24 protein-coding genes are annotated in these 22,458 nt (G+C 64.1%); 15 read left to right on the forward strand and 9 right to left on the reverse strand.

Annotated elements, in window-relative coordinates:
• Nucleotides 1–9: 9 nt before the first annotated feature.
• Entirely contained in the window at nucleotides 10–1,104 is a 1,095-nt protein-coding gene (locus BH95_RS02280; RefSeq protein WP_037180839.1) for a hypothetical protein, read from the forward strand.
• 43 nt (nucleotides 1,105–1,147) lie between these two features.
• Here BH95_RS02280 and BH95_RS02285 read toward each other — a convergent pair whose 3' ends face one another.
• Nucleotides 1,148–1,615, reverse strand: a complete 468-nt coding sequence (locus BH95_RS02285; protein ID WP_019667440.1) for a universal stress protein — start codon at nucleotides 1,613–1,615, stop codon at nucleotides 1,148–1,150.
• 144 nt (nucleotides 1,616–1,759) lie between these two features.
• On the opposite strand from BH95_RS02285, the gene BH95_RS02290 reads away from it, so the two are divergent.
• Together BH95_RS02290 and BH95_RS02295 are read left to right on the forward strand one after the other, a co-directional pair.
• Nucleotides 1,760–2,215 (forward strand): cupin domain-containing protein, encoded by a 456-nt coding sequence (locus BH95_RS02290; protein ID WP_037180841.1) that lies wholly within the window; start codon nucleotides 1,760–1,762, stop codon nucleotides 2,213–2,215.
• A 110-nt stretch (nucleotides 2,216–2,325) separates the two neighbouring features.
• Nucleotides 2,326–3,048 carry a GAF and ANTAR domain-containing protein gene (locus BH95_RS02295; protein ID WP_170947465.1) on the forward strand — a complete coding sequence of 241 codons (723 nt, stop codon included), beginning with the start codon at nucleotides 2,326–2,328 and terminating at the stop codon, nucleotides 3,046–3,048.
• 6 nt (nucleotides 3,049–3,054) lie between these two features.
• Here the strand turns inward: BH95_RS02295 and BH95_RS02300 are convergent, their stop codons facing one another.
• Entirely contained in the window at nucleotides 3,055–4,539 is a 1,485-nt protein-coding gene (locus tag BH95_RS02300) for a DHA2 family efflux MFS transporter permease subunit (protein WP_020111608.1), read from the reverse strand.
• Nucleotides 4,536–5,153: a PadR family transcriptional regulator gene (locus BH95_RS02305; RefSeq protein ID WP_244164779.1), complete on the reverse strand. Its 618-nt coding sequence runs from the start codon at nucleotides 5,151–5,153 to the stop codon at nucleotides 4,536–4,538. Before BH95_RS02305 ends, BH95_RS02300 begins: the two co-directional genes overlap by 4 nt.
• Nucleotides 5,154–5,341: 188 nt before the next feature.
• On the opposite strand from BH95_RS02305, the gene BH95_RS02310 reads away from it, so the two are divergent.
• Genes BH95_RS02310 through BH95_RS02320 form a run of 3 tightly spaced genes read left to right on the forward strand, consistent with a single transcriptional unit; the run spans nucleotide 5,342 to nucleotide 10,477 of the window.
• Nucleotides 5,342–9,472, forward strand: a complete 4,131-nt coding sequence (locus BH95_RS02310; RefSeq protein ID WP_037180847.1) for a bifunctional nitrate reductase/sulfite reductase flavoprotein subunit alpha — start codon at nucleotides 5,342–5,344, stop codon at nucleotides 9,470–9,472.
• Between the two features lie 13 nt (nucleotides 9,473–9,485).
• Nucleotides 9,486–10,040, forward strand: a complete 555-nt coding sequence (locus BH95_RS02315) for an isochorismatase family protein (protein ID WP_037180850.1) — start codon at nucleotides 9,486–9,488, stop codon at nucleotides 10,038–10,040.
• Nucleotides 10,041–10,084: 44 nt separating this feature from the next.
• The gene (locus BH95_RS02320; RefSeq protein WP_019667447.1) at nucleotides 10,085–10,477 is read left to right on the forward strand and encodes a VOC family protein; all 393 of its coding nucleotides are present in this window, start codon (nucleotides 10,085–10,087) and stop codon (nucleotides 10,475–10,477) included.
• Nucleotides 10,478–10,504: 27 nt separating this feature from the next.
• On the opposite strand, the gene BH95_RS02325 is transcribed toward BH95_RS02320, so the two are convergent.
• A complete protein-coding gene (locus tag BH95_RS02325) occupies nucleotides 10,505–10,894 on the reverse strand; it encodes a VOC family protein (RefSeq protein WP_019667448.1) in 390 nt (129 codons plus the stop codon).
• Entirely contained in the window at nucleotides 10,891–11,196 is a 306-nt protein-coding gene (locus BH95_RS02330) for an ArsR/SmtB family transcription factor (protein ID WP_019667449.1), read from the reverse strand. Before BH95_RS02330 ends, BH95_RS02325 begins: the two co-directional genes overlap by 4 nt.
• A gap of 53 nt (nucleotides 11,197–11,249) precedes the next feature.
• On the opposite strand from BH95_RS02330, the gene BH95_RS02335 reads away from it, so the two are divergent.
• Nucleotides 11,250–11,543, forward strand: coding sequence for a hypothetical protein (locus BH95_RS02335; protein WP_026348192.1), 294 nt, complete (start codon nucleotides 11,250–11,252; stop codon nucleotides 11,541–11,543).
• Between the two features lie 59 nt (nucleotides 11,544–11,602).
• A complete protein-coding gene (locus BH95_RS02340; protein ID WP_037141849.1) occupies nucleotides 11,603–12,025 on the forward strand; it encodes a DoxX family protein in 423 nt (140 codons plus the stop codon).
• Nucleotides 12,026–12,034: 9 nt separating this feature from the next.
• On the opposite strand, the gene BH95_RS02345 is transcribed toward BH95_RS02340, so the two are convergent.
• On the reverse strand, nucleotides 12,035–12,490 hold the full coding sequence (locus BH95_RS02345; RefSeq protein ID WP_019667452.1) for a MarR family winged helix-turn-helix transcriptional regulator: 456 nt from the start codon (nucleotides 12,488–12,490) through the stop codon (nucleotides 12,035–12,037).
• 33 nt (nucleotides 12,491–12,523) lie between these two features.
• Nucleotides 12,524–13,099, reverse strand: a complete 576-nt coding sequence (locus BH95_RS02350) for a TetR/AcrR family transcriptional regulator (protein ID WP_230594140.1) — start codon at nucleotides 13,097–13,099, stop codon at nucleotides 12,524–12,526.
• 88 nt (nucleotides 13,100–13,187) lie between these two features.
• On the opposite strand from BH95_RS02350, the gene BH95_RS02355 reads away from it, so the two are divergent.
• Together BH95_RS02355 and BH95_RS02360 are read left to right on the forward strand one after the other, a co-directional pair.
• A complete protein-coding gene (locus tag BH95_RS02355; RefSeq protein ID WP_019667454.1) occupies nucleotides 13,188–15,401 on the forward strand; it encodes a glycoside hydrolase family 3 C-terminal domain-containing protein in 2,214 nt (737 codons plus the stop codon).
• Entirely contained in the window at nucleotides 15,398–16,276 is an 879-nt protein-coding gene (locus BH95_RS02360) for an alpha/beta fold hydrolase (RefSeq protein WP_230594139.1), read from the forward strand. The genes BH95_RS02355 and BH95_RS02360 overlap by 4 nt, the downstream gene beginning before the upstream one ends.
• Before the next feature lie 11 nt (nucleotides 16,277–16,287).
• Here BH95_RS02360 and BH95_RS02365 read toward each other — a convergent pair whose 3' ends face one another.
• Nucleotides 16,288–16,611 (reverse strand): ArsR/SmtB family transcription factor, encoded by a 324-nt coding sequence (locus tag BH95_RS02365; RefSeq protein WP_244164783.1) that lies wholly within the window; start codon nucleotides 16,609–16,611, stop codon nucleotides 16,288–16,290.
• 16 nt (nucleotides 16,612–16,627) lie between these two features.
• On the opposite strand from BH95_RS02365, the gene BH95_RS02370 reads away from it, so the two are divergent.
• Together BH95_RS02370 and BH95_RS02375 are read left to right on the forward strand one after the other, a co-directional pair.
• Nucleotides 16,628–17,098, forward strand: a complete 471-nt coding sequence (locus BH95_RS02370) for an SRPBCC family protein (RefSeq protein WP_019667457.1) — start codon at nucleotides 16,628–16,630, stop codon at nucleotides 17,096–17,098.
• A 19-nt stretch (nucleotides 17,099–17,117) separates the two neighbouring features.
• Nucleotides 17,118–17,483 (forward strand): RidA family protein, encoded by a 366-nt coding sequence (locus tag BH95_RS02375; protein WP_019667458.1) that lies wholly within the window; start codon nucleotides 17,118–17,120, stop codon nucleotides 17,481–17,483.
• A 79-nt stretch (nucleotides 17,484–17,562) separates the two neighbouring features.
• Here the strand turns inward: BH95_RS02375 and BH95_RS02380 are convergent, their stop codons facing one another.
• Nucleotides 17,563–18,189, reverse strand: a complete 627-nt coding sequence (locus tag BH95_RS02380) for a dihydrofolate reductase family protein (protein WP_037180855.1) — start codon at nucleotides 18,187–18,189, stop codon at nucleotides 17,563–17,565.
• Between the two features lie 299 nt (nucleotides 18,190–18,488).
• Between BH95_RS02380 and BH95_RS02385 the strand changes: the two genes are divergently transcribed.
• From BH95_RS02385 to kdpB, 3 genes are read left to right on the forward strand one after another with little or no spacing between them, the layout of a single operon-like run.
• Nucleotides 18,489–18,587, forward strand: a complete 99-nt coding sequence (locus BH95_RS02385) for a potassium-transporting ATPase subunit F (protein WP_019667462.1) — start codon at nucleotides 18,489–18,491, stop codon at nucleotides 18,585–18,587.
• 5 nt (nucleotides 18,588–18,592) lie between these two features.
• Nucleotides 18,593–20,347, forward strand: a complete 1,755-nt coding sequence (gene kdpA / locus BH95_RS02390; RefSeq protein ID WP_033190474.1) for a potassium-transporting ATPase subunit KdpA — start codon at nucleotides 18,593–18,595, stop codon at nucleotides 20,345–20,347.
• Entirely contained in the window at nucleotides 20,344–22,458 is a 2,115-nt protein-coding gene (gene kdpB / locus BH95_RS02395; RefSeq protein WP_037180858.1) for a potassium-transporting ATPase subunit KdpB, read from the forward strand. Before kdpA ends, kdpB begins: the two co-directional genes overlap by 4 nt.

Here is a 22,458-nt window from a genome sequence, read left to right on the forward strand (position 1 = left end):
AATTCGCCGGTGAACTCAATACGCGTCCGAGTCCAGTCGGCGTCGGCGAAGCAGATATCCGCGGTCATCGATGTTCCCGGTGGCGGCAGTTTCGACGTCTCCACGCAGTCGAACTACACGTTGGATCACTCTGCGACACCGTGGCTTGCGCCGGCGCTGGCAGCGGGTATGCGTCGGCACCGAGATCTCGTCATCGACGGGACGGTAGACCCGACGGCTCTCGATGGTGCGACGAAGGCCCAGAAAGTGTTGGCCGACTGGTACAGGACCTATCGTCGGATCGAAGTTTCGGCAGCGCAATCACCGCCCACCAGGGCGCTTCCTGAGCGGGCGACCGGCGTCGGCTGTTTCTTCAGTGGTGGCGTCGACAGTTTCTATTCGGCGATCACGCAAGCGGATCGCATAACTCACCTGATTTTCGTTCACGGTTTCGATATCGCTGTCGGCGATTCCGAACTGGCCCGGAAAGCGTTGACCGGCGCCCGCGCTTCTGCTGCAGAACTCGGTAAGCCCCTCATCGAGGTCCAGACCACGGTCCGGTCGGCACTCGGGGACCCTTTGGCTCTCGATTGGGGGCACGTCTTTCACGGGCCGTCGCTCGCCCACGTCGGACTTGCACTGTCGAAACACTTGGGGACGGTTGTGATTCCCTCGTCCTACAGTCGCGATCAGTTGCACCCGTGGGGCTCGCACCCGTCCCTCGACCCGTTGTGGTCCAGCGACTCGGTGTCGTTCGAGCACCACGAACTCGACGTCGGCCGGTTCGGGAAGATCAGGAGAATCAGCAATTCGGACACTGCGATGAACAACTTGCGTGTGTGCTGGCTCAACACCGACGGGGCTTTCAATTGCGGAGAATGCGGCAAGTGCGTTCGAACGAAGCTCGGTCTCAGGACAGCGGGAGTGGAGAGCCCCACGCTCCCCGGATCCATAAGTCCTGAAGCTGTCCGGACCATGTATGTCAGCGAGGGTGAGCGCACGTTCTTGCGGGAAGGTCTCGCCGCAATGCAAGACGCTGGAATTCGAGACGAAGCGCTGGCCAGAGCACTCCGGTATGCCATTCGCCGCAGCTACGTTCGACGCTTCATTCCGTTCTCTCGCTGATCGAGCTCGATATGTCCACCGTTGCCTGGATCAGCGGCAAGCTTCACGGCACCACGGTCACCGGCCATCGCCCGGCTTTGACCAATCGCACGGCGACGGATCCGAACATTCGATGGCCTGCGTGCTCGGAGGCGCCGACGACGATGGCGTCGGCGCGTAGTTCGTCGGCGACGGCGACGAGGCCGTTGAAGGGGTCACCGGTCGCGGTGCGGAATTCCCACCGGATCGCGTCGGTGTCGTGGGTCGACTTCTGAATGTAGGCGAGGAGTTCGTCGGCGATTTCCTTGCCGGTTTCGACGAGAGAGATTCCGGCTTGGCCCCAGGCGGCGGTTGCGATGGGTTGGACGTAGACCAGGACGAGCAGCGAGCCTTGCCGGCGAGACAGTCCGGCGGCATAGGCTGCGGCACGCCAGGCCGAATCGGAGCCGTCGATCCCGGCGAGGATGACCTTGGGCCCGTCCACTCCGTACTCGAAGACGGAGGAATCGGGGGCATGCGCTGGCTCGTCCACCCTTGCAGGTTACCCAGCCTCACGATCGCGTCGGTCACTCCTCCCGACTCCGCTCTCGGCCGCGGAAATTTCGATACCGACTCCGCGATTGACCTGCGTATCTACGCTGGGTGCGGGTCGGCCCTTCGACGAGAGGTGAACCACATGTCCGTGCTTTCTCGCTGTGCCGCGGTAGGCGTGTCCTGTGTCGCGTTGGCCGGCCTCTCCCCTGCTCTTGCCGGTGCGACGCCTCCGGCCGGAGTGACAGCGGAAACTCTGGCTCATGTTTCGTTTCCGCTGATCGCCGGCAGCGCAGAGTTCGCCGGCACCGATTTCACTGCGCGCCGGATCACCATTGCACCCGGCGGAACCACGGGATGGCACTATCACGACGGTCCGGTGTACGCGTACGTCGAATCCGGTTTTCTGACAAGGACTTTGCACGACTGCACCAGGGTGTCGACGCCTGCGGGTCAGGTTGTTGCCGAGGAGGTCGACGCCAGCCACGTCCATCAGGGCGCCAACCTCGGCGACGTCCCCGTGGTTCTGTACGCTGCCTACATCGAGCCTCCGGGCAAACCGTTTGCCGAGGATGCGCCGGCGCCCCTGTGCGCCGGGTGATCGATCCACTGTGACCACTCGGTATCCTTGACGGTCGAATGCAGCTTCTCGAGTCCAGGGCAGCGACACCAGACCCTGTGCGATATCCGCACACCCCGATCGGAGTGTTCATGACCGGTGATTTACACGCCAACGGAATCGCGTCGACCGATCCGGCGACGGTGTTCGCGGCTCTTGCGGACATCGTGTATCGCGGTACCAGCGCCGACGAGGTGTACTCAGCCATCTGTGTTGCTGCGACGCTGCTGGTCGACGGGTGTGACCATGCGAGTTTGATGGTCGTTCAGCGGGGTCAGCCGGTCACTGTGGGTGCGTCCGATCAGGTGGCGCGGACGGTGGACGACATCGAGCGCGCCACCGGCGAGGGCCCGTGTCTGGACGCGATCGAGCAGGAATCTGCTCAGATCGAACCCGATTTCCTGTCGCCGACGCAGTGGCCGGCGCTTGCGCGAGGCGTGGTGACGCGGACTCCGGTCCGCGGAGCGATGGGTTTTCGGTTGTTGCTGGGCACCAAGAAGGTGGGCGCGCTCAACCTGTTCAGTGACACCCCTGGGGCGTTCGACGGTGCCGTCGCGGATCGCGCCATCGTGATCTCGGCGTTCGCCGCGGTGACGGTGTCGGCGATCGCGAGCGGCGAGGAAGCCAGCACCCTGCGTGCCGGGTTGGAGAGCAACCGTGAGATCGGCAAGGCGATCGGCCTTCTGATGGCGACGCACGACGTCGGCGACGATCAGGCGTTCGAGATGCTGCGCAAGACGTCGCAGGACATGAACGTGAAGATCGCTGCGCTTGCGCGATCGGTGATCGAAGCGCACAAGCGCAGCCTCCCCTAGTAGGGGTCACTCACTCCGGACAGGTGGCCCTGGTGCGTCGACTCGCTTGGGCAGAGCGAAGACGAGCAGCAGTGCCGCGACACCGAATGCCGCACTGACGGCCATTGCGACGGACGCGGCGTGCATGAATCCGCTGGCCACGGTGTCGGGGCCGGTGATCGTCAGCGATCCGAAGAGGACACTGCCGATCACCGCGATGCCGACGGCGCTGCCGATGCGCTGCATCGTCGAGATCACGCCGCTGGCCGCTCCCGCATCCTGACGGTCGACCGTCGCGACGATGAACTGCGCGTTCGGTGCGATGAAGGCGCCGTTGCCGAGTCCGCCGATGAACAAGGGCAGCAGCAGTTTCCAGTTGGTGAGGTCTGCGGCCTCGGTGGTCGCGAGAACGATCCAGATCCAGATCAGACCGATGGCGACGAACGACGTCCCGAGCAGCAATACTGTGCGCCCGAGGCGTTGGGTGAGCTTGTTGCTCTGCGACGACGCGATGATGCTTCCGATTGCGAACGGCAGCATCACTGCTCCCGACGACAGCGCGGAGTTGCCCAGACCTGATTGCCACAGCAGCGACAGCGTGAAGAAGATACTGGTGAACGACGCGAAGTACACGAGCGCCAGGATGGTGCCACCGGTGAAGGCCGGGTGGGTGAAAAGCTTGGGCGGCACCAGCGGGTTGCGTCCGCGTCGTGTGTATCGGACTTCCCATACGGCGAACGCAGCGATCAACAGCACACCTGCGACGAGCGTCAGATACGTCCACAGTGGCCAGCCCTGGTCCTGGCCTTCGATCAGCGGTACGAGCAGCGCGACGAGACCTGCGGTGACGAGAACGAGGCCCACCCAGTCGATTCCGGATTGCGGCGTGGTCTCCGTCTCGGATCGCTTCGGCAGCAGAACCGCGGCGGCGATCAGTCCGACGATGCCGATGGGCAGGTTGACCCAGAACACTCCGCGCCAACCGTTCTCGTTTCCGAACGCCTCGATGATGAGACCGCCTGCTATGGGACCGAGCGCGGTGGAGACGCCGATGACTGCGCCCATGATCGCAAAGGCCTTGCCCCGCACCTGCCCTGGGAACAGCAGCTGGATGAACGCGGTCACGGCGGGGACGAAGATGCCACCGGCCAGTCCCTGGACGATACGGGCGACGACGAGTTGAATGTCGTTCTGAGCCAACCCACATGCGAAGCTGGCCACGGTGAACAGTGCCAATCCGGCGAAGAACACCCATTTGTGACCGATTCGGTCACCTACTTTTCCAGCTGGAATGAGCGCAAGCCCGAACGCGAGGGCGTACCCGGAGATGATCCAGGACAGCGTGGCCTCGGACGCGTCGAGACTGGTTTCGATGGTCGGGAGTGCGACGTTGACGATGGTGGTGTCGAGCAGCGCCATGAACATTCCGAGCAGCAGCACCACCAGCGCCTGCCATGAGCGGCGCGGCACCACCGCGGCCGGTGCCGAAGCTCGTGAGTTGATTTCGGTCATGGTGTGGAAGAGCCCTTCGATCGGTGTGATGGCGGTGAGTGACGTGGTGGCGGAAAGTGTGTGCGTGCACGTTCCTCGGCGACGAGGTCGGGTAAGGCGTCGACGAGGCTTTCGTGCCAGTCGATTTCTGCGTGCAGGCGTTTCTCGCGATGTTCCAGAGCGAACGTCTCGGCCCTCGACAAGTACGGCCGCGCCCGTGCATTTGCTTCTCGGGCGGTGTGCAGTAGTTCTTTCAGCATCGCGATGCGCCCGGTGACGATGCCGGGAAGCTCGTCGAGACGGTCGGGGTCGAGCCTGCTCAGGGCCAGGTCGAACGGATCGGGTCGTAGCGCGTAGTCGGTCAGTCCGTCACGTCTGAGTTCGCTCAGTGCGACGCGACCGGCCTCGGTGATGCCGTACACCTGGCGAGCTGGGAAGTTGCCTTCCTGCTCGGTGCGTACATCGGAAATCAGACCTTCGGCATGCAACCGCTTCAGCGCGCCGTACAGCCCGCCGACGGAGATGTCGGTCCACATGTGGACGTGCTCTTCCTCGGCCAGCAATTTGAGGTGATGGCCGTGCATCTCACCACGCTGGGCAAGAGACCCCAGGATGAACAGGCGGATGGACGACACGGAACTACTCTCGCAGGAGTACTCGCGCAAGTCAAAGCGTCTACCAGCGGAAATATCCCATTCATCGGATTCGTCCGGATCCGATCCGGTCGACTTCACGTCGTGCACCGGGCAGCCGTGAGGACAACGTCACATCGGCCTAACCGACAGGTCATCGATGGGAATCCTCGGACGATGATCGTGGGTTCGTGGCAACAGAAACAGTCGACGTCAGTGTGGACACCGTCAAGACGGTGTGCGCGTACTGCGGCGTTGGATGCGGAATGACGTTGCAGATCACCCGGGGACCCGACGGCCCGGCGACGGTCGAGAAGTCCGTCGGAGACAAGTCTCATCCGTCGAACTTCGGCCGACTCTGCACGAAGGGTTCGACGACGTCGGACATGCTGCTGGCTCCCGGGCGCCTCACCACTGCGCTGACCAGAGCCAGGCGTGGGGACGACCCGATGCCTTCGGACACACGTCGGACGATCGAGGAGACGGCGCGGAGGCTGCGGGCGATCCTCGACGAACACGGACCCGACTCCGTTGCGATCTACGTGTCCGGGCAGATGTCCTTCGAGGCGCAGTATCTGTCGAACAAATTGGCCAAGGGTTTCATCGGCACCAACCAGATCGAATCCAACTCGCGACTCTGCATGGCCAGCGCAGGTACCGGCTACAAGCAATCGTTGGGAGCGGACGGCCCTCCCGGCTCGTACGAGGATTTCGATCACGCGGACGTGTTCTTCGTCACCGGGGCGAACATGGCCGACTGTCACCCCATCTTGTTCCTACGCATGATGGATCGGGTCAAGCAGGGCGCCAAGCTGATCGTGGTCGATCCTCGGCGCAACGCAACAGCGGACAAAGCTCACCTGCATCTGCAGATCACCCCCGGAACCGACCTGGACCTGTTGAACGGTCTCCTGCACCTTCTGGTCGCCGACGGTCACGTGGATCGCGAGTTCGTCGACGAGTTCACCGACGGCTGGAACGCCATGGAGAGCTTCCTCGCCGAGTACACGCCGGCCGATGTGAGCAGGAGAACCGGCATCGACGAGCAGGCACTACGGACGGCCGCGACGTGGATCGGCGAGGCCGGCAACTGGATGAGCTGCTGGACAATGGGTTTGAACCAGTCGACGCACGGAACCTGGAACACGAACGCCGTGATCAATCTACATCTGGCGACCGGGGCGATCTGCCGTACCGGCAGTGGTCCGTTCTCTCTGACCGGTCAGCCGAACGCCATGGGCGGCCGCGAGATGGGGTACATGGGCCCCGGTCTACCGGGTCAGCGGTCCGTGCTGTCGGAGGAGGATCGGACGTTCGTGGAGAACCGGTGGGATCTTCCTCCGGGAACACTCCGCACCGAGGTCGGCGGCGGCACCATCGACATGTTCTCACGCATGGCCGACGGCGACATCAAGGCATGCTGGATCATCTGCACCAATCCTGTTGCCTCGGTGGCAAACAGGAAGACAGTCATTGCCGGACTCGAACGTGCCGAGTTGGTGATCACTCAGGATGTGTTCGCGGACAACGAGACCAACGGATACGCCGACGTCGTCCTTCCCGCCGCACTGTGGACGGAATCGGAGGGTGTCATGATCAACTCCGAACGCAACCTCACACTGTTCCAGAAGGCCGTCGACGCTCCGGGGCAGGCGTTGCCGGATTGGCAGATCATCGCAGCGATGGCGTGCGAGCTCGGATTCGCCGACGCTTTCACCTATTCGAGCGCCGAGGAGATCTTCGAGGAGATCAAACAGTTCTCCAATCCGCGAACCGGGTACGACCTGCGCGGAGCGACGTACGACCGTCTGCGCGCCACCTCGTTGCAGTGGCCGTGCCCGCCGGACGACGACGCCGACCGGCATCCCATTCGCTACGTCAACGACGGAATCAGCCAGACTCAGCGCGTGCTGAGCGACGGATCGGTTCCGCGCCTGTCATTTCCGACGCCGACCGGCCGAGCGCAATTCTTCGCTCGACCGTCCATGGCACCGGCGGAGATGCCCGACGACGACTACCCGTTCCTGCTCAACACCGGCCGACTTCAGCACCAGTGGCACACCATGACGAAAACCGGAAAGGTGGCCAAACTGAACAAGCTGAACCCTGGTCCCTTCGTCGAACTTCATCCCCTCGATGCCGAACGGCTCGGCGCTGCGAACGGCGACCGGATCGAAGTAGCGTCCCGGCGTGGCCGAGCAGTGCTGCCTGCCGTGATCAGCGATCGCGTCCGACCTGGAGACTGCTTCGCGCCGTTCCACTGGAACGACTCCTTCGGTGAATACCTGTCCATCAACGCCGTGACCAACGATGCGATCGATCCGTTGTCCCAACAGCCCGAGTTCAAGGTGTGCGCCGTGACGTTGACCAAGGTTGCCGGGGCCGTCGAGAAAAGCGACCCCGTGCCCGCTTCCGCTTCGCCTTCGGCAGTCGACGCGTTGGCCGGCCTGGTCGGCGATCACGCCGGACCGGCGCTACCACTTCCCGTGCACGAACAGCGTTACATCGCAGGCCTTCTCGCCGGTCTCCGCGCGGACGGTTCGTTGGCCGGCACTCCCATGTTGCCCGCCACTACTCCCCTCTCCCCCGAGACCCGAGCGTGGGTGGAAGGACTGCTCGCAGGCCTGTTCTCGCGCCAGGACGTAGCCGCACTGGACGCACGGGCGGGGAGCGACGCGCTCGGGCGGGATGCATCGGGCAAGGCAGCGGTGCTCGTCCTGTGGGCGTCGCAGACCGGCACGGCCGAGGAGTTCGCCTACTCCAGCGTGGATGCGTTGAGGAACGCCGGCATCGCGGTGACGGAGCACGTCATGGACGATTTTCCGGCCGCTCGTCTGTCGCAGTACACAGACGTGCTGCTGATCAGCAGCACGACCGGTGACGGTGACGCACCCGACAACGGCGCGACGTTCCTCGACGGACTCAGCGGGGACGACGCCCCGGATCTGACCGGACACCGCTTTTCGGTCCTCGCATTCGGAGACTCAAACTACGACGACTTCTGCGGCAACGGGCGTCGACTCGACAGCAGATTGGCCGATCTCGGCGGCGAACGCCTCGTGGGCCGAGTCGACTGCGAACCCGACCACGAGGAAGCGTCGGCGATGTGGCTCGAACGGGTGCTGGCCAAGCTGAACACGGCATCGCAGCCCGTCCCGCCGGCCGTGATCGCTCCGACGTCAGCATCGGCCGCCGGAGCGCCGTCGTACGGCAAGAAGGCGCCGCTGCCCACTGCACTGGTACGAAACACCCCACTGAGCGCGGCCGGCTCGAGCAAGGACGTCAGGCAGTTCGGATTCCACTTGCCGGAAGGCACGCTCACCTACTCGGCGGGTGACGCGCTCGGCGTCTGGCCGCGCAACAGTGACGTGTTGGTCGAGGAATGGCTGGGCGCAACGGGTCTGGACGGAGACACCGTCGTCGACCTTGCCGGGCACGAGTCGATGCCGCTTCGCATCGCTCTCCGCGACCGGCTCGAGATCGCGAAGGCCACACCGGACCTGCTGAAGTTCGTGCACTCCCGCACCAACGACGCCGACCTCGAACGAATGCTGATGCCGGAGAACAAGAGTGCGCTCGCGGACTGGATGTGGGGTCGGCAGTCCATCGACGTACTGGCTCACGCTCCGGTGACAGCGGACGTGGACCAGTGGCTGACGGTACTGAAGCCGCTGCAGCCGCGGCTGTACTCCATTTCGTCGAGCCCGAAGGAAAGCCCGAGCGAAGTGCAACTGACCGTGTCCACGGTGCGGTTCAACGTGCACGGCATACCGCGTCGCGGTGTGTGTTCGACGTATCTCGCCGACCACGCCGAGGGTGAGGACGTGGGAATCTTCGTTCAGAAGTCGGCGCATTTCAAACCCCCGGAGGACCCGACCGTACCGATGATCATGGTCGGACCAGGGACGGGAATCGCCCCTTTCCGCGCCTTCCTGCACGAGAGGCGCGCTCTCGGCCACACCGGCCCGAACTGGCTGTTCTTCGGTGAGCAACATGCCGCAACGGACTTCTACTACCGCGACGAGCTGACTACGATGCTCGACGACGGTTCCCTCACGCGCCTCGACGTCGCGTTCTCTCGGGATCAGGCATCCAAGGTGTACGTGCAGGATCGGATGGTCGAGCACGGTCCTACGCTGTGGAAGTGGCTCCAGGAGGGCGCACACTTCTACGTCTGCGGCGACGCGTCACGCATGGCGAAGGACGTCGACAACGCACTCAAAGGAATTGTCGCTCAGCATGGTCGGCTCGCTCCAGCCAGCGCCGACGCCTACGTCAAGTCGTTGTCGGCCGAGAAGAGGTACGTCCGCGACGTGTACTGAGTATCGTCGTCGCATGACGATGTGGAAGGACCGCCCGCGTACCGCGCTGCTCGTCGTCGACGTTCAGGTCGACGTGATGGCGGCGTCGATCGATTCCGACACCGTGGTGGGTCGCATCGTCGACTTGGTGGAGAAGGCACGCTTCGCTGGTGCGCCGGTGGTGTGGGTTCAACACTCGGCCGACGACCTCGTCGTGGGATCTCCGGGCTGGGAGTACGTGCCACAGTTGAGACGGGACGCGTCCGAACCCGTGATTCACAAAACGTACGGCGACTCGTTCGAGGACACCGATCTCGACGCCGTCCTCGCGGCGTCGGCCGTCGGCAGGATCGTCGTCGCGGGCGCCCAGACGGACTTCTGCATCAGAAGCACACTGCACGGCGCGCTCACCCGCGGTTACGACACCGTTCTGGTCGGTGACGCGCACACCACGGAGGATTTGACCGAGTGGGGTGCGCCGAGCCCGGAACAGGTGATCGCACACACCAATCTGTACTGGGACAACCAGCGCGCCCCGGGAAGGAAAGCCGGAACGGTTTCGACCGACGAGATCGACTTCGGCCGGTAGAGCAGCGCTAGGCTCTGCCGAGGTGCCGGGCTCGAGGAGGACACATGGACATGAAGTTGGAACTGATCCCTATCGCGGTGAGCGACGTCGATCGAGCCAAAGCGTTCTACGTGGACAAGCTCGGGTTCGTCGCCGACGTGGATGTCACTCCCGCGGAGGGTGTTCGCGTGGTTCAGCTGACCCCTCCCGGGTCGGCATGTTCGATCAGCATGGGAACCGGGCTCGGTGCGTACTCGATGCCTCCCGGTTCGACCAAAGGGCTGCATCTGGTCGTCGCGGACATCGAGGCATCGCGGGCCGAGTTGGAACACCGCGGCGTTCGGGTCGACGACGTCCAGGATGTGGGGGGCGGGGTGAAGTACGCGGCATTCGCCGATCCCGACGACAACACGTGGACACTGCAGGAGATGGCGTGGCGCACCGGGGACGCGTTCTAGACGCCCGAGCCACGCCTGCGCTCCATCTCAGCCTGCGTAGCTGGAAATCTGAATCAGGTTGCCGCAGGTGTCGTCGAACGTCGCGACGGTGACCGGGCCCATGTCGGTGGGCTTCTGCGTGAACACGACGCCGAGGCCGACAAGACGCTCGTATTCGGCGCGGACGTCGTCGACGGCGAAAGACGTGGCAGGAATGCCGTCGGCCATCAGGGCGTCGCGGAATGGCTTCACCGCGGGGTGTTCCGCAGGTTCGAGGCCGAGTTCGGGGCCGTCTTCGTTGCCTGGACCGACCAACGTCAGCCACTTGTGTTCGCCCAGCGGAATGGCGTGCTTGACGACGAATCCCAATATGTCGGTGTAGAACGCAAGCGCTTTGTCCTGGTCGGACACCATGAGGCTGGTGATGTAGATCTTCATGATTTCTCCTGTTCTCCGGCGACCGGCCATCGGTCGCCTATCGAGCGAAGCGGTGACGTGTCGAGATAGTGAAACTTGTAGCGGCCCTTGCGTTCCGAGCGAATCAATCCGGCGGCCTCCAACACGTCCAGATGCTGGGACACCGCCTGCCTGGACAACGAAAACCCGTGGATCGAGATGAGTCGGGTGCACAACTCGAACAGCGTCTGCTCGTCGCGGAGCACCAATTCGTCCAGAATCACTCGACGGGTGGCATCAGACAACGCCTTGAACAGTTCGGGAGTCCCCGAGTCCTCGGGCATGGGAAAACAATAGGCAAGTACGCGCTTGCATGTCAATGCGTACCGTCGACTTCATGCCCGATGGCCCCGAGCGCACCGAAGACGGTCGATACGTCGTGATCAACGGTCGCCGATGGAGGGCGACCGACCCGGCAATTCCGGAGGACCGAGCCGCGGAGCTACGGTCGATACTCATGGCGTGGCGTCGAGACGTGAAGGCAACGGGCGGCGCCCCGGAGTCACGGGCAGGAGTTCAGGCCTCCAAGGTTGCGCTCGGCGAACGCGGCACACCCTGGTGGGACCAAACCGACGACGAGCGTCGCCGACGCTGGGAGACCCCGGTCCCCCGCCCCGGCGACGACACCTGACCGCCGACTCCGCGGAGCCGATCACCACGATCGAGGAATGACTGCACGCGGTGCGGGGTATGCGGCCGGGCATGTCGAGAACCGAACTTCCCGAAACCACCCCCGCTCGCACGGTTGCCCGCTACTCGCTGGCGGGCATCCTCGTCTTCGCCGGCGTCAGCCACCTGTTCTGGGCCCGCGACACCTTCCGCGCGCAGGTGCCCAAATCGATCCCCCTCGACGAGGACGGCGTCGTGATGGCGTCGGGGGGTGTCGAAATCATGCTCGGCGCCGGTCTTGCCGTCGTGCAGAAGGATCGAGTCCTGCTGGGTCGCCTCGTTGCCGCGTTCTTCGTCGCGATCTTTCCCGGCAACATCGCCCAGTTCGTCAACAAGCGTGATGGTTTCGGCCTGGACTCGGACGGAAAGCGTTTCGTCCGGTTGCTGTTCCAACCGCTGCTCGTCCTGTGGGTGCTGTGGTCGACAGGCAAGCCGCGCTCGTGATCGAACCTGTCAACCGGTGATGTGTGACCTCATGCGATCGAATGCCTGTCCCAGTGACGCGACGTCTTCGGTTGTCAGGCGATCGAACATCAACTCCCGCACGGCAGCGACGTGTCCCGGGCTGGCGTCGGCGAGCTTTGCCATCCCCGCGTCGGTGAGTTCGGCCGACATCCCACGCTTGTCGTCGTCGCATTTGACTCGGTGCACCCAACCGGCGTCCACGAGCCTGGTGGTTGCGCGCGTGACGCCGCTGCGGGTGGTGGTCACGGCGTCGGCGAGTTCGCTCATGCGCAGCCTGCCACCGGGCGCCTCGGACAGCACGACCAGTAGTTCGTAGTCGGCGAACGAGATGCCCGAGTCACGAGTCAATTGCCCGTCGAGCGCGCGCACCAGCAGGCGGGTCGCGTCGAGATAGGCACGCCATGTGTGCTGCTCGGAGTTATCGAGCCACCGTGTGGACGTCATGCGGTGAGCTTACCTATTTGATTGATTCGGAAACTACTTACCGGCCCGTCGCAGTACTTCCCAGAAGTAGGACACATGCTGCGCCATGTCGAGCTCCGGGTCGAACATCCAGTGCGTCTGCAGTCCGTCGATCATGGCGAACATCATGATCGCGATGCGCTCGGCATCGAGATCCGACGGTAGTTCACCGGACGCTTGCATGCGCTCGACCTCGGCAGCAAGCCCGGCGCGAGACAACCGGTAGCGCTCACGGAAGAACTCGTGGGACGGGTGATCCTTCTCGGCCGCCTCGGAGGCGAATCGCGAGTACAGCTGCACCAGGCCCGGCACCTCCGCATTGTGCTCGACCAATTCGACCAAGGAATCCTCGCCGGGGTCACCGAGCGCGCGGTCGACGTCCACCTCGTCGCGTCGCTGCAGAATCGCGGTGAACAGCACTTCCTTGGTACCGAAATAGTGGAGCAGACCGGCCTGACTCAGTCCGACGGCGTCCGCCAGTTCTCGCACGGTGGCCTTGCTGTAGCCATCGCGCGCGACGATCTCGAGGGCCGTCGTCAGGATTTCCTCCCGCTTGGCCACCCCTTTCGAGTACGCACCTCGTCGAGCCACGAGGAGAACTGTACGGCGGGTCCGTTGCAGACCAAAACCGAGCGACGTACTGTTTTGGTATCACTTCCTTTCGACGACGAGGCGAGCCATGGACCAGAACACCGAGATCACCGACATGTCGCTTGCCGACAAGATTGCGCTGGGAAGCGGAGCGGACTTCTGGACCACCCGCGCTGCCGGATCCGTGCCGTCGCTGATGCTGACCGACGGCCCACACGGCGTCCGAAAGCAGACCGGGGCGACGGATCACCTCGGACTTGCCGGCAGCGCCCCTGCAACATGTTTTCCGCCCGCTGTGGGACTGGGCCAGTCCTGGGACCCCGAACTGGTCGGTCGCGTCGGCGAGGCCCTCGGCGTCGAAGCCCGCGCCCTCGATGTCGACGTGCTTCTCGGCCCCGGCGTGAACATCAAGCGAGACCCCCGCTGCGGCAGGAACTTCGAGTACCTCTCCGAGGACCCTGTCGTGGCAGGTGTCCTGGGTGCGGCGTGGGTGAGCGGTCTGCAGAGAACCGGCGTAGGGGCGTCGCTGAAGCACTTCGCGCTGAACAACACCGAGCACGATCGAATGCGGTCGAGCTCGGACGTCGATGCGCGGCCGCTCCGCGAGATCTACCTGAACGCTTTCTCACACATCGTGCGCACCGCGAACCCGTGGACGGTGATGTGCTCGTACAACAAGATCAACGGCGTCTACGCCTCCGAGAACACGTGGCTGCTGACGGACGTGCTGCGCGGTGAGTGGGGTTTCGACGGCGTCGTCGTCAGCGACTGGGGTGCCGTCGCCGACCGTCCGACGTCGGTTGCGGCCGGTCTGGACCTCGAAATGCCCGGCCGCGGTGGCGCAACCGATGCACAGGTCGAGTCGGCCGTGAAGTCCGGCGCAGTTCCGATGGCTGCAGTCGACCGCGCAGCCGAGGCCGTCGCCCGACTCGCAGGACGCGTGCGCCGCAATGACGGAGCCACCGCGCCCGACCTCGATGCTCATCATGCCCTGGCACGCGAAGTAGCTGCTCGGAGCGTCGTTCTGCTGAAGAACGACCGCGACGTTCTCCCTCTGCGACCCGATCACCGGATAGCCGTGATCGGCGAGTTCGCACAGGAGCCGCGTTATCAAGGCGGTGGCAGCTCGCACGTCAATCCCACCCACCTCGACGTGCCAGTCGACGAAATCCGGCGGCACGCATCGTCCGTCACATACCACCAAGGCTTCACGACGACCGACAACCCACCGCATGCCGACGCTTCACTGCATGCCGACGCGGTCGCTGCTGCCGCCGACGCGGACGTGGCCGTGGTGTTCGTCGGACTCGGCGCACGTCAGGAGTCCGAGGGATTCGACCGCGAAGACATCGACATCCCCGACGATCAGCTGGACCTGATCACAGCCATCGCGCGGACGCAGCCGAGAACCGTCGTCGTACTGTCCCACGGCGGTGTTCTTCGCCTGCAGCCGATTTCGACGATCGTCCCTGCGATCCTCGACGGCGCCCTACTCGGCCAGGCAGCAGGCGGCGCTCTCGCGGATGTACTGTTCGGCGTCGTCAATCCGTCGGGCCGGTTGACCGAGACGGTCCCGGAGAGAATCCAGGACGTGCCGGCCTATCTGAACTTCCCGGGCGAGAATTCACACGTCCGCTACGGGGAAGGCATCTTCGTCGGGTATCGCTGGTACGACGCCCGCGAGATCGAGGTGACCTATCCGTTCGGACACGGATTGTCCTACACCGAGTTTCGATACTCCGATCTCGACGTGTCCGTGACGGACTCCGGCGTTACCGTGTCGGTCACCGTCACGAACTCCGGTTCCCGGTCCGGCCGCGACGTCGTTCAGGTCTACGTGGGCAAGCCCGATTCGACGCTCGTTCGAGCGCCCCGCGAGCTGAAAGGGTTCGCCGTCACCTCCGAGCTGGATGCAGGTGCCGACGAGCGCGTCGAGGTTCACCTCGACAGATCCGCGCTCGCCTACTGGGAAACTCGAACGGACCGATGGGCCGTCGAGGACGGTGACTACACCGTCGACGTCGGCGCGTCGAGTCGCGATATCCGCGCGTCGGCAACGGTGGCAATTTCCGGCGATTCCGTCGAGATCCCGCTGACCATGAACTCGACTCTCGGAGAAGCACTCGCCGACCCGCGGACCGCTCCCGCCCTGGCCGACATGTTCCCTTCCGCACCATCGGGTTCCGACGACGCACTGGGCGTCGACATGGTGCGCATGATGGCGTCGATCCCGTTGAACCGACTCGTCGGATTCGGAATGGCACCGGAGGTGTTGAACGGAATCGTCGAATCGGACCGATGAGACGGATGCCACCCCTGCTGGCAGGTAGGGCGAACCCCCACCAGCGCGCAGGGTATCTGGCGGCCAGCCGCGACGACATCGTCGGCCCGGGAGACGAGAGTTTCGTTAAGAACACACCGTTCTCTCGTCTTCCGGAAGGCACCATCATGGCCAGCACTCCCACGGTTGTACTGATTCACGGCGCTTTCGCAGATGCGTCAAGCTGGACACCAGTCACACGACGGTTGATCGACAAGGGCTACCGCGTTCTCGTGCCCGCGGTGCCGAACCGCAGCCTCCTCGGAGACTCCGCGTACATCCGATCCATCGTCGAGTCGATCGAGGGACCCGTCCTCCTGGCCGGGCACTCGTACGGCGGCGCTGTCATCACGGTGGCGGGCGCCGCAGACAACGTCGTCGGCCTGGTCTACGTGTCGGGTTACGCCCTCGAGGAGGGTGAATCTCTCGGTGAGCTGCAGGGGAGGTTCCCCGACTCCGACCTCGCTGCCAATCTCGTCTACACACCCTTCCCCGTCGCGGGCTCCGAGGACGGTACCGACGTCTCGGTGAAGATCGACTCGTTTCACGAGGTCTTCGCCGCCGGCATTCCGCCGGAGACTGCCGAAGTACTCGCAGTGTCTCAACGACCCTTGGCAGCAGCGGCATTCGGTGAAGCGGCGCCCGTCGCAGCGTGGAAGACCAAGCCGGGCTGGGGAATCGTGAGCAGCAACGACCGCACCATCAACCCCGATGTGGAGCGTTTCGGTTACGAACGTGCGGGGCTGCGCTCCGTCGTCGAGATCGGTGCACCTCACCTGGTCATGATTGCCGAGCCGGCCGCGGTCGTGTCCGTCATCGAGGAGGCACTGGCCGCCGTCACCGCGCCTGTGGTCTGACCCCGGCTCGGTCACGACTCGTCGAGGCGCCCCAGCAGGTCGACGGCGGCGCGGGTGTACTCCCCTATCCACCGGTCCGAGATTCGCTTGATCGGCAGCGGCGCCAATGCGAGGTGGCGCTCGCGGCCGATCTTGCGACCGGTCACGAGTTCGGCGGATTCGAGGACTCGCAGGTGCTGCAGCGCTGTCGTCCGGTCGATGTCGGGAAACAGCGCACACAGTTCGCCCGTGCTACGGGGAGCTTCTTTCAGGGCGTCCAGCATACGTCGACGTAGCGGCGATGCAAGCGCTTTGAACACGCGGTCGTCGTCACCCTTGTGCCCGGAAGCCGTCATGTTGTAAAAATACAACATGTCTGAGAATCTGACCGAACTGTCCTTCACCGTGTCGGGACGAATTTCCCGACCCGTCGCCGATGTCTACGAGGCCGTCGCCGACCCCGAGCAGCTGTCGAGGTACTTCACCACCGGAGGTGCACGCGGGCGGCTCGACGCGGGCACCGAGGTGACCTGGGATTTCCACGACTTTCCCGGCGCGTTCCCCGTTCAGGTGATCGACGCCGATCCACCCAACCGGATCGTGATCAGGTGGGACGGCGAAGGTACGTCCTCCGACGACGGGAGCACCACGACGACCTTCGAGTTCGAGCCGCTCGATGACGACACCAGGACACTCGTGACGATCACGGAGTCCTCGTGGAGGCCGACGCCTGCCGGTGCGAAGAGCGCGTTCGGCAACTGCCAGGGCTGGACGGGAATGCTCGCTGCCCTCAAGGTGTGGGTGGAGCACGGAATCAACCTGCGCGACGGGTTCTACAAGTAGAGCAGCATAATTGGGCCCCATGAGCCAAAGACAGAACATCTCGTCCGGGTCCGAGTGGGAACCCAAGATCGGGTACAGCCGCGCAGTCCGGATCGGCAACCACATTGCGGTGTCCGGCACCACCGGTCAGGGAGCAACCGCGGCCGAGCAGGCCCGAGCCGCACTCGAGACCATCGAACGCGCGCTCGTGGAGGCGGGTGGTTCGCTGCAGGACGTCATCCGCACCCGCATCTACCTGACCGATGTGTCGCTGTGGCAGGAAGTCGCCGCAGTCCACGGCGAGATCTTCGCCTCGATTCGTCCGGCGTCGACGCTTCTCGGAGTCGGCGCACTCATCGACGAAGCACTGTTCGTGGAGATCGAAGCCGACGCGATCGTGTCCTGACACCACCCCGACTCCGAGCCCGCGCAGGGTGCCCCGGTAGAAGTCCGGGGCACCCTGACGTGCATCCGGGCCTTCCGAATCACTGCCGCTCGGCGGACATGTCGCCTGTCTGCGGCGTGCCGTCGAGTCGCCCGTACTGGAGGTAGGTGACGCCGTTGTCCGTGGCCTCCGGCGGAGCCAGCAACTCGAGGTTGGTGGGGACCGCACCACCGTCGAACACCTTCTTGCCCACTCCGAGAACTATGGGATACAGCCACAGATCGATGCGGTCGAAGAGCTTCTCGCGCACCAGCGTCTGCACGAAGTTCAGGCTCCCGACGACCTTGATGTCCTGGTGCCGATTCTTGATCTCCCCTATCGCCGACGCCAGGTCGGAGCCCAGGTGCGTGGAACCGTTCCACGACAGATCGGGCGTGCCGCGCGACGCCACGTACTTGGGGACGCGGTTGAACAATGTCGCGATCGAATCGTCTTGACCACCTTCCTGGTGCGGCCAGTACGCGGCGAAGATGTCGTACGTTCGACGCCCGACCAGTAACGCGTCGGTTCCCTCGTACGCAGCCTGCACCTGAGCTCCGGTGAGTTCGTGCATGAGAGGTGCTTGCCATCCTCCGAAGGGAAACCCGGTGGGATCCTCTTCGGGGCCTCCCGGCGCTTGAGCCACGAGGTCGAGCGTTGCGAACAGTTCCAGCCGTATCGTGCCCATGTTCTTTCTCCTTCGAGGTCGTCTGCAGTACCGACCGTCGTGTCGCTCGAAATTCATCGCTGCCGTCTTGTTCGCGTCAGAACTCGGTTCGGTCCCGTAAAGGATCCGTAAGGATCCGTTCCGCGGCGCACACACGGCAGTAGACATGCAGTCGACCGGCAGGCACTGGGCCGCCGGAACGCTACGAAAAAGAGGGCGAAGAAATTCATGGCTGATCTCGGCTACCTCGTGGTCATGGCCGGCGGATTCGGTGTGTGCGCATTGATCCTGAAGGCCATCGCCTCGAACGGGGTGTCCAAATGACACTCGACGGCGCAATCAGCGTGATCCTGCTGGTGATCGCGGCCGCAACGATCGTGTACCTGTTCGTTGCACTCGTCGATCCCGAAAGGTTCTGACGGCGATGAACTCTGCTCTGGCTTCTGCCCTTCAGATCGGCGTCGTGGCAGTCGTACTCGCGGCCGCCTACGTCCCGCTGGGCGACTACATGGCGAAAGTGTTCGCGCACGACAGCGACCGAGCACCGGACGTCGCCTCCGCCTCGGGTGGGACGGCGACCGTGGTGCGGTCACCGGCGATGGCGGACCTCCGCGTCGAGACCTGGATCTACCGGTTGTGTCGGATCGATTCACGGTCGCAGCAGACCTGGATCGGGTACTCGTTGTCCGTTCTGGGATTCTCGATTGCGAGTGCGTTCTTTCTTTATGTGCTGCAACGAGTTCAGGGCGTGCTCCCGCTGAACGGTGGCCTACCCGGCGTCAGTCCCTCGGTTGCGTTCAACACGGCGATATCGTTCGTGGCCAACACGAACTGGCAGTCCTACGTGCCGGAGACGACGATGTCGAACTTCACTCAGCCCGTAGGACTTGCCGTGCAGAACTTCGTGTCGGCGGCCGTCGGGCTTTCGGTGGCCATCGCAGTTGTCCGTGGATTCGTCCGCGTACGGACGGGCGGTGAACTCGGCAACTTCTGGGTCGACCTCGTACGCGGTTCACTTCGCATCCTGCTCCCTTTGTCCTTCGTAGTCGCCCTGATCCTGTTGACCCAGGGCGTTGTGCAGTCCTTCGCCAGCAGTTTCGCGTCCACCGGACTCGACGGGTCGACGGCCGGTAATGCGCTGGCTCCTGCCGCATCGCAGGAAGCCATCAAGGAGCTCGGTACCAACGGTGGCGGCATCTTCGCCGCCAACTCGGCGCATCCGTTCGAGAATCCGACGCCGTTGTCCAACGTCGTACAGATCATCTCCATCTTGCTCGTCCCGGTGGCATTGACCCGGACGTTCGGAACCATGGTCGGCGATCGAAAGCAAGGCCTGACACTGCTCGCCGTGGTGACAGTTCTCTTCGGCGCCCTGCTCGCGGTGACCGCTGCTGCAGAATCGGGCGCACGCGGTGTGGCTGCCCAAGCCGCCGGAGTGATGCTCGAAGGCAAGGAAGTTCGTTTCGGCATCCCTGGATCCACGTTGTTCGCCGTGGCGACCACCGGTACGTCCACCGGCGCGGTCAATTCCGCACACGACAGCATGTCCCCACTGGGCGGCGGTGCGGTGCTACTGAACATGCTGCTGGGTGAAATCGCCCCGGGCGGTGTGGGAACCGGCTTGTACGGCCTACTCGTCCTCGCCGTCATCGCAGTCTTCGTCGGCGGTCTGCTCGTCGGCCGAACACCCGAGTATCTCGGTAAGAAGATCGGCCAACGCCAGATAACCCTCGCCGCACTGTCGGTGCTCGTCATGCCCGCGTTGGTTCTCACCGGTACGGCGATCACCGTGATCCTGTCGTCCACCACCGGTTTTCAGGGCAACGCCGGTGAACCGGGCACTCCCGGCTCCATCCACGGTTTCACGGAGGTGCTCTACGCGTTCGCCTCCGCTGCCAACAACAACGGCAGCGCTTTCGGTGGGCTCACCGTCACGAGCGACTGGTTCCAGACATCGCTCGGCGTCGCGATGCTGCTCGGTCGCTTCCTCCCGATCATTTTCGTCCTGGCACTCGCCGGATCACTCGTCACCCAGCGGCGCAGCGCACCGAATCCTGGAACCCTGCCCACCACCGGTCCGTTGTTCTCGGTCCTGGTACTGGGAACCGTGGTTCTCGTTGCGGCACTGACATTCTTCCCGGCCCTCGCTCTGGGCCCGATAGCAGAGGCATTGCAATGACCATCACCACCTCCCCGCTCCTCGCAGACGAATCCGACGTCGACGAGTCACCGTCACCGTCACCGGTCAGGTCGGGATATTTCAGTCCACGTCAGTTGTGGACTTCGCTGCCGAACGCCGCGGCCAAACTCGATCCCCGGCATCTCGCACGCAACCCCGTGATGTTCGTCGTCTTCGTCGGATCGGTGGTCTGCACGGTCCTCGCCGTGCTGTCCCCGTCGGTGTTCGCGTGGCTCGTCGCGGCATGGTTGTGGTTCACCCTCCTGTTCGCGAACCTCGCCGAGTCCGTCGCCGAGGGGCGCGGAAAAGCACAGGCCGCCAGCCTGAGAGCCGTCAAACGTGACACCGTCGCCAAGCGTCGGGCAACCGACGGAAGCATCGAGGAAGTTCCGGGTACGGACCTGCGCGTCGGGGATCACGTGGTCGTCTCCGCAGGAGAGGTCATCCCAGGCGACGGCGACGTCATCGAGGGGATCGCGACGGTCGACGAGTCCGCCATCACCGGCGAATCCGCACCCGTAGTACGTGAATCGGGCGGCGACCGGTCCGCGGTCACCGGTGGCACCACAGTTCTCTCGGATCGTATCGTCGTCGAGATCACGTCCGCGCAGGGCGAGACGTTCGTGGATCGGATGATCGCTCTCGTCGAGGGCGCCTCGAGGCAGAAGACCCCGAACGAGATCGCGCTCGACATCCTGCTCGCGTCCCTGACGATCATCTTCCTTCTCGCCGTCGTCGCGATCGGTCCCATGGGCGCGTACGCGGGTGAGGCGCAGGATCCCGTCAAACTGATCGCGCTGCTCGTCTGCTTGATTCCGACGACCATCGGCGCCCTGCTGTCGGCAATCGGGATTGCCGGGATGGACCGGTTGGTCCAGCGCAACGTGCTGGCCATGTCCGGGCGCGCCGTCGAGGCAGCAGGCGACATAGACACTCTGTTGATGGACAAGACCGGCACGATCACCTACGGAAACCGCCGCGCTACCGGGCTCCATCCGATTCCAGGCGTCACGGCCGACGAATTGGCTGCGGCCGCCCGGTTGTCCTCCCTCGCGGACGGAACGCCGGAGGGGCGCAGCATCGTGGATCTGTGCGCGCTCGATTTCGGATTGCCCCTGCACCCGACCGAATCGGAGAAGTCAGCGGAGTTCGTCCCGTTCACCGCACAGACGCGAATGAGCGGAATCGACCTGGACGGCATTCGAATCCGCAAGGGGGCGGCGGATTCCGTCCTCGCGTGGGTCGACTCCCACGTGCGTGGAAATGTAGGCCCTGGCCTACATTTCCACGCACAGGAGACCGTCACCTCGATCGCGGAGATGGGCGGCACTCCCCTGGTCGTCGCCTCCGCCGGACAGGACGACTCGGCGCGTGTCCTCGGCGTGATCGAGTTGTCGGATGTGGTCAAGCCTCGAATCGCGGAACGTTTCGCGCAACTACGCGCAATGGGAATCCGCACGGTCATGGTCACCGGCGACAACCCGAAGACCGCCAAAGCAATTGCCGCACAGGCCGGGGTGGACGACTTCCTGGCCGAGGCCACCCCCGAGGACAAGCTGGAACTGATTCGCCGAGAACAGCAGGGTGGTCGTCTCGTGGCCATGACGGGTGACGGGACCAACGACGCTCCTGCCTTGGCGCAGGCGGACGTCGGCGTCGCCATGAACACCGGCACATCGGCCGCGAAAGAAGCCGGCAACATGGTCGATCTCGACTCCGATCCCACGAAACTCATCGAGGTCGTCGAGATCGGAAAACAGCTGCTGATCACGCGGGGAGCGCTGACGACCTTCTCGCTCGCCAACGATCTCGCGAAGTACTTCGCCATCCTGCCGGCACTGTTCAGCGTGGTGTATCCGCAACTCGGCACGCTGAACATCATGGGGCTGGCAACGCCGGAATCGGCCATTCTGTCGGCGGTGATCTTCAATGCACTGGTCATCATCGGGTTGATCCCCCTGTCGCTGAAGGGCGTTCGTTACGTGCCGTCCAACGCGGGGACGTTGCTTCGGCGGAATCTTCTCGTCTACGGAGTCGGTGGTGTGATCACCCCGTTCATCGGTATCTGGCTCATCGATCTCGTTGTTCGTTTCATCCCAGGGATAGGCTGA

The organism is Rhodococcoides fascians A44A (assembly GCF_000760735.1).
Lineage (GTDB): Bacteria > Actinomycetota > Actinomycetes > Mycobacteriales > Mycobacteriaceae > Rhodococcoides > Rhodococcoides fascians_E.

Bases quoted from the DNA above. Each gene is read 5' to 3' on its own strand.
- kdpA (WP_033190474.1), top strand. From the start codon at position 18,593: ATGAACTCTGCTCTGGCTTCTGCCCTTCAGATCGGCGTCGTGGCAGTC.
- BH95_RS02325 (WP_019667448.1), bottom strand. From the start codon at position 10,894: ATGAAGATCTACATCACCAGCCTCATGGTGTCCGACCAGGACAAAGCG.
- BH95_RS02300 (WP_020111608.1), bottom strand. From the start codon at position 4,539: ATGACCGAAATCAACTCACGAGCTTCGGCACCGGCCGCGGTGGTGCCG.
- BH95_RS02320 (WP_019667447.1), top strand. From the start codon at position 10,085: ATGGACATGAAGTTGGAACTGATCCCTATCGCGGTGAGCGACGTCGAT.
- BH95_RS02315 (WP_037180850.1), top strand. From the start codon at position 9,486: ATGACGATGTGGAAGGACCGCCCGCGTACCGCGCTGCTCGTCGTCGAC.
- BH95_RS02355 (WP_019667454.1), top strand. From the start codon at position 13,188: ATGGACCAGAACACCGAGATCACCGACATGTCGCTTGCCGACAAGATT.
- BH95_RS02345 (WP_019667452.1), bottom strand. From the start codon at position 12,490: ATGACGTCCACACGGTGGCTCGATAACTCCGAGCAGCACACATGGCGT.
- BH95_RS02295 (WP_170947465.1), top strand. From the start codon at position 2,326: ATGACCGGTGATTTACACGCCAACGGAATCGCGTCGACCGATCCGGCG.
- BH95_RS02360 (WP_230594139.1), top strand. From the start codon at position 15,398: ATGAGACGGATGCCACCCCTGCTGGCAGGTAGGGCGAACCCCCACCAG.
- BH95_RS02380 (WP_037180855.1), bottom strand. From the start codon at position 18,189: ATGGGCACGATACGGCTGGAACTGTTCGCAACGCTCGACCTCGTGGCT.
- BH95_RS02340 (WP_037141849.1), top strand. From the start codon at position 11,603: ATGCGGCCGGGCATGTCGAGAACCGAACTTCCCGAAACCACCCCCGCT.
- kdpB (WP_037180858.1), top strand. From the start codon at position 20,344: ATGACCATCACCACCTCCCCGCTCCTCGCAGACGAATCCGACGTCGAC.
- BH95_RS02335 (WP_026348192.1), top strand. From the start codon at position 11,250: ATGCCCGATGGCCCCGAGCGCACCGAAGACGGTCGATACGTCGTGATC.
- BH95_RS02330 (WP_019667449.1), bottom strand. From the start codon at position 11,196: ATGCCCGAGGACTCGGGGACTCCCGAACTGTTCAAGGCGTTGTCTGAT.
- BH95_RS02370 (WP_019667457.1), top strand. From the start codon at position 16,628: ATGTCTGAGAATCTGACCGAACTGTCCTTCACCGTGTCGGGACGAATT.
- BH95_RS02375 (WP_019667458.1), top strand. From the start codon at position 17,118: ATGAGCCAAAGACAGAACATCTCGTCCGGGTCCGAGTGGGAACCCAAG.
- BH95_RS02365 (WP_244164783.1), bottom strand. From the start codon at position 16,611: ATGACGGCTTCCGGGCACAAGGGTGACGACGACCGCGTGTTCAAAGCG.
- BH95_RS02290 (WP_037180841.1), top strand. From the start codon at position 1,760: ATGTCCGTGCTTTCTCGCTGTGCCGCGGTAGGCGTGTCCTGTGTCGCG.
- BH95_RS02385 (WP_019667462.1), top strand. From the start codon at position 18,489: ATGACACTCGACGGCGCAATCAGCGTGATCCTGCTGGTGATCGCGGCC.